This is a genomic window from Mycobacterium sp. GA-2829 (assembly GCF_001499965.1).
In the GTDB taxonomy this organism is placed as follows: Bacteria; Actinomycetota; Actinomycetes; order Mycobacteriales; family Mycobacteriaceae; genus Mycobacterium.
Genome location: NZ_LQIT01000019.1, coordinates 24,685 through 38,082 on the forward strand (window position 1 = coordinate 24,685; position 13,398 = coordinate 38,082).

Below are 13,398 nucleotides of genomic sequence, written 5' to 3' on the forward strand. Positions count from 1 at the left end.
GACAACTCGCCGTCGCAAACTCTGAGAGGCAAGCGAATTGAAGGACAACCTGTCAGGCGCAGCCTGGCGGCTCACCGTCTTCATTGTCGTCGCCGTCTTCGGCATGTTCGCGCTCCTTACCGTCTTCGCGCAGTTCCGCTTCGGTGAAGCGCGCACGTTTCGGGCCGTGTTCACCAACGTCACCGGACTGGAGAACGGCAACTTCGTGCGCATCGCCGGCGTCGAGGTCGGCAAGATCGACAACATCGAACTCAACAACGACAGCACCGTCACGGTGGAGTTCACTGCCGACGATTCGGTGATCCTGACCGAAGGCAGCCGGGCGGCCATCCGATACGACAACGTGATCGGTGGCCGCTACCTGGCGCTGGAGGAGGGCGCGGGATCGGTGCGGCGGCTCCAGCCGGGCGCCACGATCCCGGTCGAGAGGACATCACCCGCGCTCGACTTGGACGCACTGATCGGCGGATTCCGCCCCCTGTTTCGAGCGCTGGATCCCGATCAGGTCAATGCGCTCAGCGGACAGCTCCTTTCGGCCCTTCAGGGTCAAGGTGCCACTGTCGGATCGTTTCTCTCGCAGACCGCGGTGTTGACGAACACCCTTGCCGACCGCGACGAACTGGTCGGGCAGGTCATCAATAATCTCAACACGGTCCTCGGCTCGCTCGCCGACCAGAAGGACAAGTTCGGGACCGCCGTGGATTCGTTATCCGAGATCGTGCAGACCCTGGAGGCACGCAAGGGCGATCTGTCCACCGCGGTTGCCTACACAAACGAGTCGGCGGCGAGCATCGCCGACCTGCTGGCGCAGGGCCGCCCACCGCTGAACGAGACGGTCAATCAGACCGATCGGGCAGCGGGCATCGTGGTGGCAGATCACGAGTACATGGACAACCTACTTGCCGAACTGCCGGAGTCCTACCGGATCCTCGGTCGACAAGGACTCAACGGCGACTACTTCTCCTTTTACCTGTGTGACCTGGTCCTCAAGCTCAACGGCAAAGGCGGACAACCGGTTTACGTGAAGCTGGCCGGCCAAGACTCGGGTAGGTGCACCCCACGATGAAGACTTTTCAGGAACGCAATCCCGCAGTCATGGGCATCATCGGAGTCGTCGCCGTCGGCGCGATCGGATTCAGTGTCCTCAACTACGACAAGTTGCCGCTTGTGTCGTCCCAGAGAACTTACGCTGCCCACTTCGCCGAAGCTGGCGGTCTGACATCTGGTGCTGCCGTACAGGTTTCGGGCTTCGAAGTCGGCAAGGTGCAGAGCATCGCGCTCGATGGCCCACGCGTGCTCATCAAGTTCACCGTCGACGACAGCGTGCAGCTCGGCGACCGGACCGAAGCGGCCGTCAAGACCAAGAGTCTGCTGGGCTCCAAGATTCTGGACATCACCCCCCGCGGCGGGGGTGCGCAGGACGGTGTCATCCCGCTGGAGCGCACCACCTCGGCTTACCAGCTGCCGGATGCCATAGGTGACATTACGGCGCAGATTAGTGGGCTGAACACCGACCAGCTGTCGACCTCGTTGTCCACCCTGGCCGAAACCTTCCGTGACACCCCGGAGAACCTCCAGCTTGCCGTCGACGGGGTGGCGCGGTTCTCCGAGACGCTCAACCGCCGAGACGAACAGCTGCGTCAATTGTTGGCCAACGCCAATAGGGCGACCACGGTTCTGGGTGAACGCAGCGACAAGATCGTTCAGCTCGTCCGGGACTCGAACGCCTTACTGGTCGCCCTGCAAGGTCAAAGTGCCGCGTTGGACCAGATCTCCAACAACATCACCGCACTGGCCTCGCAGATCACCGGCTTCATCGACGACAACCGGGACACCTTGAAACCGGCGCTGGACAAACTCAACGGAGCCCTGGCCATCGTGGACAACCGCAAGTCCGAGGTCCAGCAGTCGATCAAGGGCTTCACCAGCTATATTTTCTCGCTGGGGGAGTCGGTGTCCTCGGGGCCGTTCTTCAAGGCCTATCTGTCCAATCTTCTCCCCGGACAGTTCATTCAGCCATTCATCGACGCCGCGTTCTCGGATCTGGGTCTGGACCCGAATGTTCTGGCACCGTCGGAGCGGACCGATCCACAGGTCGGGCAGCCGGGTACGCCCGCGTTGCCGGTGCCGTTCCCGCGTACCGGGCAGGGCGGCGAGCCGCGCCTGACGGTCCCCGATGCCATCACCGGCAATCCGGGGGATCAGCAGTGCGGCCCGCCCGGTATTCCTCTGCCGGGTCCAGGTTGTTACCCCTACCGTGATCCCGGGCCGCAACCCGCGCCGGGCGGCCCTCCACCGGGGCCGCCGGCACCCCCACTGCCCGGGCAGGAATCCACACCCGAACCCACACCCGGACCGGTCCTGCACCACGCGCCGGGTGAACTCGCCCCCGACGGCAGTCCGGTCGAATCAGGAGACAGCCAGTCATGACACAGCCGCGCATTCGGATCTGGCTGGTGCTTGCGCTTGCGGTCGTGATGGTGGCCGGCGTCGTCCTGGTCATCAGGACGACGTCGGATATCACCCGTACCAAGTTCACCGCCTACTTCGACAACACCAACGGCCTGTTCGTCGGCGATGAGATCCGCATTCTCGGCGTGCCGGTCGGGGAGATCGACAGCATCGACGTGGAATTCGACCGTGCCAAGGTCGGTTTCTGGATCAACGATGACTACGAGGTGCCCGCCGATGTCAGGGCCGTGATTCTGGCGCCCTCGTTGGTGACCGCTCGGGCCATTCAGCTAACCCCCGTCTACACCAGCGGTCCGGCCCTGGCCGATGACAGTGTCATCCCGAGGGAGCGCACCGCGGTCCCGGTGGAATGGGACGAGGTCCGCGTGCAGCTGCAGCGGTTCACCGACATGCTGCAACCCACCGAACCCGGAGGCGTCAGCACGCTGGGTGCGCTGGTCAACACCGCCGCCGACAATCTGCGTGGACAGGGTGCCAACATTCGCGACACCCTGATCAAACTGTCGAAGGCCACGTCGGCGTTGGGTGACCACAGCTCGGACCTGTTCAGCACGCTGCGCAACCTGTCACTGCTGGTGTCGGCCCTGCAGGACAGCTCGGATGTGATGTCGCAGCTGAACCAGAACCTTGCTTCGGTGACCTGGGCCCTGGCCGACGACCCGGACGAGATCAGCTCTGCGGCAACGAGTGTCAGCGAGGTTTCGAAGGAAGTCGCGACGTTCGTCAACGCCAACAGAGAGGCGCTCGGTACCACCTCGGACAAGCTGGCGTCGGTATCGCAGGCGCTGACCGACAGCGTCGATGACATCAAGCAGTTCCTGCACATCTCGCCAACGGTTCTGCAGAACTTCATCAACATCTACCAGCCTGCACAGGGCACGTTGACCGGAGCGCTGTCCACCAACAACTTCAGTGACCCGATCAGCTTCCTGTGCGGCGCAATCCAAGCTGCGTCCAGGCTCGGCGCCGAGCAATCGGCGAAGCTCTGCGTGCAGTATCTTGCGCCGATCGTCAAGAACCGTCAGATGAACTTCTTCCCGATCGGCGGCAACCCCTTGGTGGGCGCGGTCGCGCGGCCCAACGAAGTCACCTACAGCGAGGACTGGATGCGCCCCGACTTCGTCCCGCCGCTGCCGCCGACCGCCGCGGCACCCCTGCCGATGGCGGCCCCCGCGCCGCCCGCGGTTCCCCCGTTGCCCGCCGAGGCGCAGCAGACCGACCCCGCGGCCGGACTGCCGGGCATGATGATGCCAACCGGAGCAGGTTCATGATCAGATCACGAGGAGCGGTCGCCCCATCGTTGGGCGTTGTCGCCGCAATGTCCCTGCTGCTCACCGGATGTGGCGATTGGCGTGGTCTCAACTCGCTGCCGATGCCGGGGACGGCCGGTGGGGGTCCGGGCTCCTTCACGATCCGGGCCGAAATGCCGGATGTGAACAACGTGCAGCAGAACTCCCGGGTCCGGGTCGGCGATGTCAACGTCGGAACGGTCACCGAGATCGAACGTCAGGGATGGCACGCGGTACTGACCATGACTCTCGACGGCGACGTAAATCTGCCCGCCAACGCGACGGCGACCATCGGGCAGACCAGCCTGCTGGGATCGCTGCACATCGAGTTAGCGCCGCCGGTAGCCGAGCCCGCCGAAGGCAGGCTTCGGGAGGGGTCGGTCATCCCGCTGACGTCCGGCGGCGCCTATCCGTCCACCGAGCAGACATTGGCGGCGGTGTCGATGCTTCTCAACGGCGGTGGTATCGGCCAGATTCAGGACATCACAACAGCTCTCAGTACTGCGTTTGCCGGCCGCGAGAGTGATCTCCGGAGTCTGATCACCGAGCTCGACAGGTTCATCGCTAACACAAACCAGCAGACCGACGACATCATCTCGGCGACCGACAGTCTGAACAACCTGGTGTCGGACTTCGCGGAACAAGACCCGGTCGTCGACAAGGCGCTGACCACCATCCCGGACGCGCTTAACGTCCTCAGGGAGGAACGCGACAGTCTTGCCGAGGCGCTTGATCAGCTCGGAAAGTTCAGCGCCCTGGCGGCGGACTCAAGCAACCAGACCAAGGATGCTCTGGTTCAGGAGCTCAAGGACATCGCGCCGGTGCTGAAATCGCTCGCGGACTCTGGTCCGGCACTCACCCGCTCGTTGGGTTTCTTCACTGTTTACCCGTTCGCCCAGGAGACATTGGACAAGTGGTTCCGCGGGGATTACGCCAACCTCACAGCGATCATCGATCTCACCCTGAGCCGCATCGACTCGTCGTTCTTCACCGGAACGCGGTTCGAGGGCGACCTCACCGAGCTCGAAATGCAGTGGGGCCGAACGATCGGTCAGCTGCCCAGTCCGTACACCGCGGTCAACCCGTTGGTCGTTCCGTACCACCTGAATCAGGGACGTTAGATGGTACTCAGCAGACGAATTCTCACCCAACTGGCCTTCTTCGCCGTCATCACGCTGGCCGGGGGATCGATCATGATCTTCAACTATATGGGCCTGCCCAACTTGTTGTTCGGCGTCGGGCACTACAAGGTGAGCGTGCAGCTCCCGGCGGCAGCCGGTCTGTACGAGAACGCGAACGTCACCTATCGAGGTACCAATGTCGGTCGGGTTCAGGGCGTCTCGTTGACCGAAACCGGTGTCGTCGCGGAGTTGTCGCTAAAATCCGACATTCCCATCCCGAGCGATCTGACCGCCGAGGTGCACAGCGCGTCCTCCATTGGTGAGCAGTATGTCGCGCTGATCCCGGACAGCGACACCGGACGCCTGGCGGAAGGTGATGTCATCCCGCTGAATCGGACGTCGGTTCCGCCCGATATCAGCGAGTTGCTCGCGGCGACCAACAATGGGCTGGAAGTCATTCCGCGGGACAATCTGCAGACGGTCGTGAGCGAGGCGTCGACAGCGGTCGGCGGACTCGGCCCGGATCTGGCGCGGCTGGTCAAGGGGTCCACCACGCTGGCCATCGACGCGCGCAACAACCTGGATGCGCTGACGAACCTGATCGACAACTCGAAACCGATCCTGGATTCCCAGACCGCGACTGCCGGTTCCATCGAGGCCTGGGCGGCGAACTTGGCTTCCGTCACCGAACAGTTGAAGAACGAAGATCAGGCCGTGACGGGCATCTTGCAGGTCGGACCGCGTGCCGCCGACGAGGTCCGCCAGCTGTTCGACCGTCTGCAGCCGACGCTGCCGGTGGTGCTGGCCAATTTGGTGACACTGGGTGATGTTGCGGTCACCTATCAGCCGCACTTGGAACAGCTACTGGTGCTTGCGCCCTCGGGTGTGGAAGTGGTGCAAGGCGCCGGACTGACAAACCGCAACACCAAACAGGACTACAAGGGTGCCTTCCTCAGCTTCAACCTCAATCTCAACCTGCCGCCACCATGTCTGACCGGGTACCTCCCACCGCAGCAGGCGAGACCGACCAGCCTGACGGACTACCCTGAGCGTCCAGCAGGTGATTTCTATTGCCGGGTGCCGCAGGACTCGATGTTCAACGTCCGTGGCGCGCGCAACCTGCCATGCGCCACCCGGCCGGGCAAACGGGCACCTACGGTGAAGATGTGTGAGAGCGACGAGAAATATGTGCCGCTCAACGACGGCTTCAACTGGAAAGGCGATGCCAACGCAACGCTGTCCGGCCAACCGGTGCCCCAGACCCGCCCGGGACAGGCACCTGTGCCACCGGCGGCTGCCGCCCCAATCCCGGTGCCGCCCGTTGCGGTCGCCGAGTACGACCCCGCCACCGGCAGCTACGTCGGCCCGGATGGAAAGCGATACACCCAGGCAAATTTGGCCAACGACGCGCAGGAGCAGACATGGCAGTCGATGCTGATGCCACCGAAGAACTGATTGACGCCGACGCTGTCGAGAAGTATCCCGACGACGGTGTCTCGAGGTTGCAGGACGCTGAACCCGAGGAACCTTCGTCATCCGCAGGGAAGCGGTCGCCACGGCGGATCGCGTTGATCGCCGGACTGATCGGTGTCCTCGCAGTGGGCGGGTTGTGCGGTTGGCTCGGACTACGCGCCTACCAGGCGAAAACGATCCACGACGAGTACGCAGCGTTCATCCAGGTTGCTCGGCAGGGCGCCGTCAATCTGACGACCATCGATCATGCGGAGGCAGAAGCCGACGTTGCGCGGATCCTCGACTCGGCCACCGGCGCCTTCTACGACGATTTCAGCGCGCGCATGAAGCCCTTCATCGATGTGGTGAAGAAAGCTCAATCCACCTCGGAGGGAACCGTTTCCTCGGCAGGGCTGGAGTCCGTCTCAGGTGATGAGGCTCAGGTGTTGGTGTCGGTCAAGGTCACGACGACAACTGCCGACGGCGCGGAGCAGCAACCGAGGTCGTGGCGGATGCGCATCTCAGTCCAGCAGATGGGCGACGTAATGAAGGTGTCCAACGTCGCCTTCGTCCCGTGATCACTCCCACGTCAGGTCAGAACGAACTGAACTCAACATGGAGAGGCCCGCAGTGCTCACCAACCACACCACCGACCTGTCGGATACCCCCGCGGAGGCGGAGCAGACCGAGAGCTTCGAAGCCGCACAACCGGATCCGGCCCCTCCGGCCGAGCGACCGCGGCGCGGCCGCTGGCGCAGCGTGCTGGCCTACCTTGTGCTCCCGGTGACGATCGCTGCCCTCAGCGGCCTGGCGGGTTGGCTGAAGTGGGTCGATGGTTCGGCACGCGCGGCGCAGGTGGCCGCTGACGAGTCGGTTCGCGCGGCGCGTGAGATCACCGTTGAAATGCTCTCCTATCAACCGGATACCGTGGGCGACACCCTTGCCGCTGCGCAATCGCGACTCACCGGAGCCTTTCGAGACTCCTACGGGCAGCTGATACAGGAAGTGGTGATCCCGGGAGCGCAGGAGCAGAAGATCTCGGCCATTGCCAACGTCACCGCGGCAGCTTCGGTGGCGGCCAGTGCTGATCGCGCCACGGTGCTGGTGTTCGTGAATCAGACGTCGATCGTCGGCTCAGACGCGCCAACCGATACCGCGTCCAGCGTGCAGGTTAGCTTGGAGAAAATCGACGGGCAGTGGCTGATTTCCGACTTCACACCCATCTAGGGGGTTCATACCGACCGTGCGCGATCACGGCATCGTGTACCCGCCGCTGACCGAGATCATCTGACCGGTGACCTGCCGCGCGGCCTTCGACGATGCGAACCACAGCACCGACCGGGCGACATCCTCGGCGGTGGTGAGACGACGCATCGGGGTGTCTTTCAGCATGAACTCGATCTGCTTGGGGTTGAAGACCTCGTCCTGACCGACCGACCACAGGCTGGCGGCGCCGACTGCTTCGGGGCCCTCCGGCATGACCAGCCCCGGGCAGACGATGTTCGAGCGTATCCCGTGGCGTCCGTGCTCGCGGGCGGTAGTGCGGGCAAAGGCGACCATGGCGGCCTTGGTGGCGCCGTAAATGCCCTGGCGGATCTGGCCGAAGGCGGCGTCGCTGGCGATGAAGACGATGGAACCCTCGCCGGCGGCCTTCATCGGTCCGATTACCGCCTGCGTGGCGGCCACAGCGCTGAAGAAGTTCACCTCGACCGTGCGCTGCCACTTCTGCCGGTCGGTGTCAGTGGCGACGAAACCGGGCACGCTCCAACCGGCATTGTTGACCAGTACGTCGACACCGCCCCAGCGGGAGACAGCTACACCGACTGCGCGTTCAGCCCCCTCGGGTTCGGCAAGGTCCTCAATGGCAAGTTCGACTGCAGCCGCACCGAGCGACAAGGCCTCATCGCGCACTTTCTCCGCCTGCGGTGCATCGATGTCATTCAACACAATTCGCGCGCCTTCGGCGGCGAACTCATGCACGATGCCACGTCCGATGTTGGATGCGCCTCCGGTGATGACAACTCGCGCGTCCCACAGTCCCAGATCCATGCTGCGTCCCTCCAGGCGGCTCGACGGTTGAAACCGCTCGACCTATTGATTTAACCTAGATTAGAAATTTCCGATAGATTTGTCTATGTCGGTACGCGTCGATGGGAGAACCCGGGTGGAGAAACTGCTCCAAAACAAGATCGCAGTGGTAACCGGCGCGGCGCAGGGCATCGGTCTGGAGATCGCGCGGACCCTGCACCGGCACGGAGCCCAGGTTGTCCTCGCCGATCTGGACGGAGACGCGGGTCGGCGCGCCGTCGAGGAGGTGGCCGGGCCGAGCGTCGATTGCAGCAGCGCGGTGTGCGATGTGACGTCCGAGGACGACGTGCGAGCGCTGGTCGCCGACACCGTCCGCGAGTACGGCCGTCTGGACATCTTCGTCAACAACGCCGGAATCACCCGCGACGCCTCGCTGAAGAAGATGCAGGTTTCCGACTTCGACTCGGTGATCACCGTGCATCTACGCGGCACGTGGCTGGGCATTCGCGAAGCGTCGGCTGTCATGCGGGAGCAGAAGTCGGGCAGCATCATCAACATCTCGTCGCTGTCCGGCAAGTCCGGTAATCCCGGCCAGACGAACTACAGTGCCGCCAAGGCCGGCATCGTCGGTCTGACCAAGGCGGCAGCCAAAGAGGTTGCCCATCACAACGTGCGCATCAACGCCATTCAGCCCGGACTGATCCGCACCCCCATGACAGCGGCGATGCCGGCTGATGTGTTCGCCCAACGGGAGGCGGACGTTCCGATGAAGCGGGCCGGTGAGCCCGGCGAGGTCGCCGGGGCCGTGGTGTTCCTGGGCTCGAACCTGTCCAGCTACATCACCGGTTCGGTCATCGAGGTCGGTGGCGGGAGATACATGTGACCGAGGTTCTCAGTGAAATTCGCGACGGCATCGGGCGGATCACGCTCAACCGACCTGACCGGATGAACGCCATCAACGTTGCGTTGGCCTCCGAGTTGGGTGCGACGATCACCCGGTTCGGCGACCGCAAGGACGTGAACGTCATCCTGATCCGGGGTGCGGGCGGGAACTTCTGCGCCGGTGGCGATTTCGATGAGGTGCAGCGACTCCGGGCGAACGGCAGCGCCGCCTTGCGGACGCTTTTCACCACCTTCAAGAAGGCCTGCGATGCCATCGGGCGCGCCCAGGTACCGGTGGTGGCGGCGGTTGAAGGCGTGGCCACGGCCGGCGGGTTCGAGCTCATGCAGGCGGTCGACATCGTCCTGACCGCCAACGGAGCGCGCATCGCCGACAACCACATTAATTTCGGGATGATCCCCGGTGGTGGCAGCACCGCTCGGCTGCCCCGAATCCTCGGCCGGCAGCAGGCATTGGGGCTGCTGTTGTCCGGCGACAAGATCAGCGGGTTTGACGCCGTCGAGCTCGGACTGGCCTACAAGTCGTTCCCGGCTGACACCTTCGAAGCGTCAGTCGACGCCTTCGTCGCCAAGCTAGCCGGACGAGACCGCTCCGCGGTCACCACCATCAAGCGTCTGGTCACTGAGGGCCTAGACAAGGATCTCGACGCCGCGAACCTCGAAGAGACCAACGCGGTGGTGTGGCGGCTCAGCGGAGAAGCAGGTCAGGCGGGGGTATCCGCATTCAAGAACAGGGAGGCCAACGCATGACCGAAACCATCTACACCCCGGTGCTGCGCGAGGTGACGTCGAGCGGCATCGCCAGGGTCCGGCTCAACAGTCCGCACATCTCCAACGGCTTGAACGTCATGACCCTCAAAGCGCTGCACGCGGTGATCCTGTCCTGCCACGCTGACCCCGACGTCAAGGTGGTGCTGCTCACGGGCGAAGGGCGCAACTTCTGCGCCGGGGGAGACGTCCACACCTTCGAATCCAAAGGGGACGGACTTCCCGACTACCTCCGGGAGGCCACCGCCTGGCTGCAACTGGCCACCGCCGCGTTGTTTCAACTGAAGGTGCCCGTCGTCACCGCCGTCCAGGGCTTCGCGGCCGGTGGTGGCGGTCTCGGGCTGGTCTGTGCTTCGGACATCGTGGTCGCCGCCCGATCTGCGAAGTTCTTCTCGGGTGCCGTGCGGGTCGGGATGGCCCCGGACGGCGGCTCGTCGGTGACGCTCGCCCAACTCGTCGGGTTGCGGCAGGCCCTGCGGATTCTGCTGACCAACCCGACCCTGACCGCGACCGAGGCCGCCGAGATCGGGCTGATCACCGAGGTGGTCGACGACGACAAGCTGGTTACCCGTGCCGAGACGATCGCCGAAGAACTGGCCGCGATGCCGACCCTGGCACTGTCGGCGACCAAACGGCTCGTCTGGTCCGGGGTCGGGGCCTCCATCGAAGAGCGGTTACCCGAGGAATCTCGGACCGTGTCGGAGCTGTCTGGCACCGCCGACGCGCTGGAAGGCCTGCGAGCCGTCATCGAACGCCGTGCGCCGAGGTTCATCGGACGATGACTGTTCTCATCGAGGACGACGGCGCTGTCCGCATCCTGACCCTCGACCGGCCCGATGTCCGCAATGCCATCGACATCCCGCTACGACTCGCGCTCGCCGATGCCCTCGAGGCCGCCGACGCCGACGCGAATGTCCGGGTGATCGTGTTGACCGGCGCCGGCACCACCTTCTGCTCCGGAGGTGATATCTCCACGATGAAGTTGATGTCGGAGGCGGACGCGCTGGAACGGGCGCAGCTCGCCCAGCGGGTGATCCGTGCTATCTGGACCACGCCTAAGCCTGTTTTGGCCGCCGTAGAGGGTGCCGCCTTCGGCGCCGGCGCGGCGCTGGCTGCAGCGTGTGACCGTATTGTCGCGGCCGGCAACGCGCGGTTCGCCACCACCTTCATCAACGTCGGTCTCGCCGGTGACATGGGTGCCTTCGCATCCCTCCCGCGCCGGATGGGCGTGGCCCGCGCCCGGCAGATGATGCTGCTGCCAGAACCGATCACGGCTCACGTCGCGCTGCAGTGGGGGTTGGTTGACGTTTGTGTTGAAGCCGGGGACGCGCTGTCGGCGGCGCGCGCGGACGCAGCCCGCCTGGCGACCGGTCCGGCGCAGGCCTACGGCGTGATCAAGAGGATGCTGGCCATCGCACCCACTCTGCATCCGCTCGACGTCCTCAACCAGGAAGCCGCCCACCAGGCGAAGCTTTTTGGCAGCGATGACTTCGCAGAAGGCATCGCAGCATTCCGTGAGAAGCGGCGACCATCATTCGGCACACGACAAGGAGTGCATCCATGACCTCTGTGATCGATCCCAGCGCAGGCACCGGCAGCCGCTATGAACGGCTGATCCGCCCGGAACGGGTCCACGGCAGCCTGTACAGCGACCCCAGCATCTATGCCGAGGAACTGGAGAAGATCTGGTATCGGACGTGGGTATTCGTCGGCCACGAGAGTGAGGTCGCACAACCCAACGACTACGTGCGCAAGAAACTCGGCCCGCAAGACGTCATCATGACGCGGGACCGCGACGGCGAAATCCATCTGCTGCTCAATCGGTGTGCGCATCGTGGCAATCAGGTCTGCGACGACGCCAAAGGCAATTCGAGCACCTTCCGTTGCCCGTACCACGGGTGGACCTTCCGCAATGACGGCGAACTTATCGGCTTTCCGTTCTTCAAGGGGTACGGCGGCCGCAAGCTGGATCTGGCCATGGGCCGGGTGCCCCGCGTCGACTCCTACGGCGGCTTCGTCTTCGGTAGCTTCGCACCCGACGGGCCATCGCTGATCGAACACCTCGGTGCCGCCGCCGGCGAGATCGACCGCCTGACCCGACTGTCGCCGGAAGGGCGTGTGGAGCTCACTGCCGGGTGGCTTCAGCACAAAGCCCGTGCGAACTGGAAGCTCTTGGCCGAGAACGAAACCGACGGATATCATCCGCAGTTCGTGCACGGTTCGATCTTCGGTGTCACCGGCAGCACCATCGGCCCGCTCTACAGCGATTCCTCGATCGCCGTGACGCGCGATCTCGGCGGCGGCCACAGCGAGAACGACCTGCGACCCGAATTCCGAAAGTACGCGCAGCCCATGCGGTGGTTCGGCACCACGGAGTCCCGCGTGCCCGATTACGTCGCCGCGATGCGCGCCAAGCACGGCGATGCCGCCGAGGAGATCCTGATCGAAGGTGCGCCGCACGTCATGATCTTCCCCAACCTGTTCATCGCCGAGATCCAGGTCTTCAACATCCAACCCACCGGTGTGGACGAGTGCGTCCAGTACGCGACCGCGGTACAGCTGGCGGGTGCCCCGGAGCTGAACCGTCGCATGGTGTCGCAGTGCATCGGCTCGGTCGGTCCTGCCGGCATGTTGCTGGCCGACGACACCGAGATGTACGAGCGCAACCAGCAGGGCATCGCTGCGCTGAGCCCGGAATGGCTCGACGTCCGCCGCGGCATGCACCGGGAAACAGTCGACGAGAACGGGTTCAAGATCGGCACCAACACCGACGAAACCGGCATGCGCGGCTTCTGGTCGCACTACAAGACACTGATGGAGAGGGACTGAGCCGTGACCGCGTCCTTGAAAGAGACCGATGGTCTCGGACCCATTCCCGACGGCTTTGACCGATACGAGGTAGAACAGTTCCTCTACCGCGAAGCGCGCCACGCCGACGAGAACGACTACGACGCATGGGAAGCGTTGTGGACCGACGATGCAATCTACTGGGTGCCGGCCAATTCCGCTTCGGTCGATCCCAACCGGCAGATGTCGATCATCTTCGACAACCGGAGCCGGATCTCGACCCGACTCAAGCAGGTCCGCACCGGCCGGCGGTACGCCCAGGCGCCGCCGTCGCATCTGCGCCGATTGATCTCCAACATCGAATTTCTCGGTGGGCGGCCTGGAGCCGACGGATCGATCGATCTGGAGGTCGGGGCGAACTTCGTTGTGGTGGAGGCGCGCCCGCGCGGAAACCACATATGGGGCGGCCGGGTCACCTACCGATTGCGGAGGGTCGGCGCCGAGCTGAAGCTGGCGTACAAGAAGGTCCAGCTCGTGGACGCCGACAAGCCGATTCCGACACTGAGCTTCCTCATTTAAGG

General features: G+C 64.2%; 14 protein-coding genes. 13 read left to right on the forward strand and 1 reads right to left on the reverse strand.

Going from position 1 to position 13,398, the window contains the following annotated elements; genetic code table 11:
• The first annotated feature begins 37 nt into the window (after positions 1–37).
• Genes AU194_RS13200 through AU194_RS13230 form a run of 7 tightly spaced genes read left to right on the forward strand, consistent with a single transcriptional unit; the run spans position 38 to position 7,561 of the window.
• Positions 38–1,066, forward strand: a complete 1,029-nt coding sequence (locus tag AU194_RS13200; RefSeq protein ID WP_059089708.1) for an MCE family protein — start codon at positions 38–40, stop codon at positions 1,064–1,066.
• The gene (locus AU194_RS13205; RefSeq protein ID WP_059089768.1) at positions 1,063–2,430 is read left to right on the forward strand and encodes an MCE family protein; all 1,368 of its coding nucleotides are present in this window, start codon (positions 1,063–1,065) and stop codon (positions 2,428–2,430) included. Before AU194_RS13200 ends, AU194_RS13205 begins: the two co-directional genes overlap by 4 nt.
• Positions 2,427–3,743 carry an MCE family protein gene (locus AU194_RS13210; RefSeq protein ID WP_059089709.1) on the forward strand — a complete coding sequence of 439 codons (1,317 nt, stop codon included), beginning with the start codon at positions 2,427–2,429 and terminating at the stop codon, positions 3,741–3,743. Before AU194_RS13205 ends, AU194_RS13210 begins: the two co-directional genes overlap by 4 nt.
• Before the next feature lie 47 nt (positions 3,744–3,790).
• On the forward strand, positions 3,791–4,882 hold the full coding sequence (locus AU194_RS13215) for an MCE family protein (RefSeq protein ID WP_304438545.1): 1,092 nt from the start codon (positions 3,791–3,793) through the stop codon (positions 4,880–4,882).
• Positions 4,883–6,337, forward strand: coding sequence for an MCE family protein (locus AU194_RS13220; RefSeq protein WP_059089711.1), 1,455 nt, complete (start codon positions 4,883–4,885; stop codon positions 6,335–6,337). It begins immediately after the preceding gene.
• The gene (locus AU194_RS13225) at positions 6,304–6,912 is read left to right on the forward strand and encodes a hypothetical protein (protein WP_082698636.1); all 609 of its coding nucleotides are present in this window, start codon (positions 6,304–6,306) and stop codon (positions 6,910–6,912) included. The genes AU194_RS13220 and AU194_RS13225 overlap by 34 nt, the downstream gene beginning before the upstream one ends.
• Before the next feature lie 52 nt (positions 6,913–6,964).
• Positions 6,965–7,561: a hypothetical protein gene (locus AU194_RS13230; RefSeq protein WP_082698635.1), complete on the forward strand. Its 597-nt coding sequence runs from the start codon at positions 6,965–6,967 to the stop codon at positions 7,559–7,561.
• Between the two features lie 24 nt (positions 7,562–7,585).
• Here AU194_RS13230 and AU194_RS13235 read toward each other — a convergent pair whose 3' ends face one another.
• Positions 7,586–8,383 carry an SDR family NAD(P)-dependent oxidoreductase gene (locus AU194_RS13235; RefSeq protein WP_059089713.1) on the reverse strand — a complete coding sequence of 266 codons (798 nt, stop codon included), beginning with the start codon at positions 8,381–8,383 and terminating at the stop codon, positions 7,586–7,588.
• Positions 8,384–8,468: 85 nt separating this feature from the next.
• Between AU194_RS13235 and fabG the strand changes: the two genes are divergently transcribed.
• Genes fabG through AU194_RS13265 form a run of 6 tightly spaced genes read left to right on the forward strand, consistent with a single transcriptional unit; the run spans position 8,469 to position 13,396 of the window.
• Positions 8,469–9,245 (forward strand): 3-oxoacyl-ACP reductase FabG, encoded by a 777-nt coding sequence (gene fabG, locus AU194_RS13240; protein WP_059089714.1) that lies wholly within the window; start codon positions 8,469–8,471, stop codon positions 9,243–9,245.
• Positions 9,242–10,012, forward strand: coding sequence for an enoyl-CoA hydratase/isomerase family protein (locus AU194_RS13245; RefSeq protein ID WP_059089715.1), 771 nt, complete (start codon positions 9,242–9,244; stop codon positions 10,010–10,012). Before fabG ends, AU194_RS13245 begins: the two co-directional genes overlap by 4 nt.
• Entirely contained in the window at positions 10,009–10,812 is an 804-nt protein-coding gene (locus tag AU194_RS13250; protein ID WP_059089716.1) for an enoyl-CoA hydratase/isomerase family protein, read from the forward strand. Before AU194_RS13245 ends, AU194_RS13250 begins: the two co-directional genes overlap by 4 nt.
• Positions 10,809–11,594, forward strand: a complete 786-nt coding sequence (locus AU194_RS13255) for an enoyl-CoA hydratase/isomerase family protein (protein ID WP_059089717.1) — start codon at positions 10,809–10,811, stop codon at positions 11,592–11,594. Before AU194_RS13250 ends, AU194_RS13255 begins: the two co-directional genes overlap by 4 nt.
• Positions 11,591–12,859 carry a Rieske 2Fe-2S domain-containing protein gene (locus AU194_RS13260; protein ID WP_059089718.1) on the forward strand — a complete coding sequence of 423 codons (1,269 nt, stop codon included), beginning with the start codon at positions 11,591–11,593 and terminating at the stop codon, positions 12,857–12,859. Before AU194_RS13255 ends, AU194_RS13260 begins: the two co-directional genes overlap by 4 nt.
• A 15-nt stretch (positions 12,860–12,874) precedes the next feature.
• Positions 12,875–13,396 (forward strand): aromatic-ring-hydroxylating dioxygenase subunit beta, encoded by a 522-nt coding sequence (locus AU194_RS13265; protein WP_369804110.1) that lies wholly within the window; start codon positions 12,875–12,877, stop codon positions 13,394–13,396.
• The last annotated feature ends 2 nt before the right edge of the window (positions 13,397–13,398 follow it).

Coding starts and splice junctions, on each gene's coding strand:
- AU194_RS13235 (WP_059089713.1), bottom strand. CDS start 8,383: ATGGATCTGGGACTGTGGGACGCGCGAGTTGTCATCACCGGAGGCGCA.
- AU194_RS13250 (WP_059089716.1), top strand. CDS start 10,009: ATGACCGAAACCATCTACACCCCGGTGCTGCGCGAGGTGACGTCGAGC.
- AU194_RS13205 (WP_059089768.1), top strand. CDS start 1,063: ATGAAGACTTTTCAGGAACGCAATCCCGCAGTCATGGGCATCATCGGA.
- fabG (WP_059089714.1), top strand. CDS start 8,469: ATGTCGGTACGCGTCGATGGGAGAACCCGGGTGGAGAAACTGCTCCAA.
- AU194_RS13260 (WP_059089718.1), top strand. CDS start 11,591: ATGACCTCTGTGATCGATCCCAGCGCAGGCACCGGCAGCCGCTATGAA.
- AU194_RS13210 (WP_059089709.1), top strand. CDS start 2,427: ATGACACAGCCGCGCATTCGGATCTGGCTGGTGCTTGCGCTTGCGGTC.
- AU194_RS13225 (WP_082698636.1), top strand. CDS start 6,304: ATGGCAGTCGATGCTGATGCCACCGAAGAACTGATTGACGCCGACGCT.
- AU194_RS13215 (WP_304438545.1), top strand. CDS start 3,791: ATGTCCCTGCTGCTCACCGGATGTGGCGATTGGCGTGGTCTCAACTCG.
- AU194_RS13255 (WP_059089717.1), top strand. CDS start 10,809: ATGACTGTTCTCATCGAGGACGACGGCGCTGTCCGCATCCTGACCCTC.
- AU194_RS13220 (WP_059089711.1), top strand. CDS start 4,883: ATGGTACTCAGCAGACGAATTCTCACCCAACTGGCCTTCTTCGCCGTC.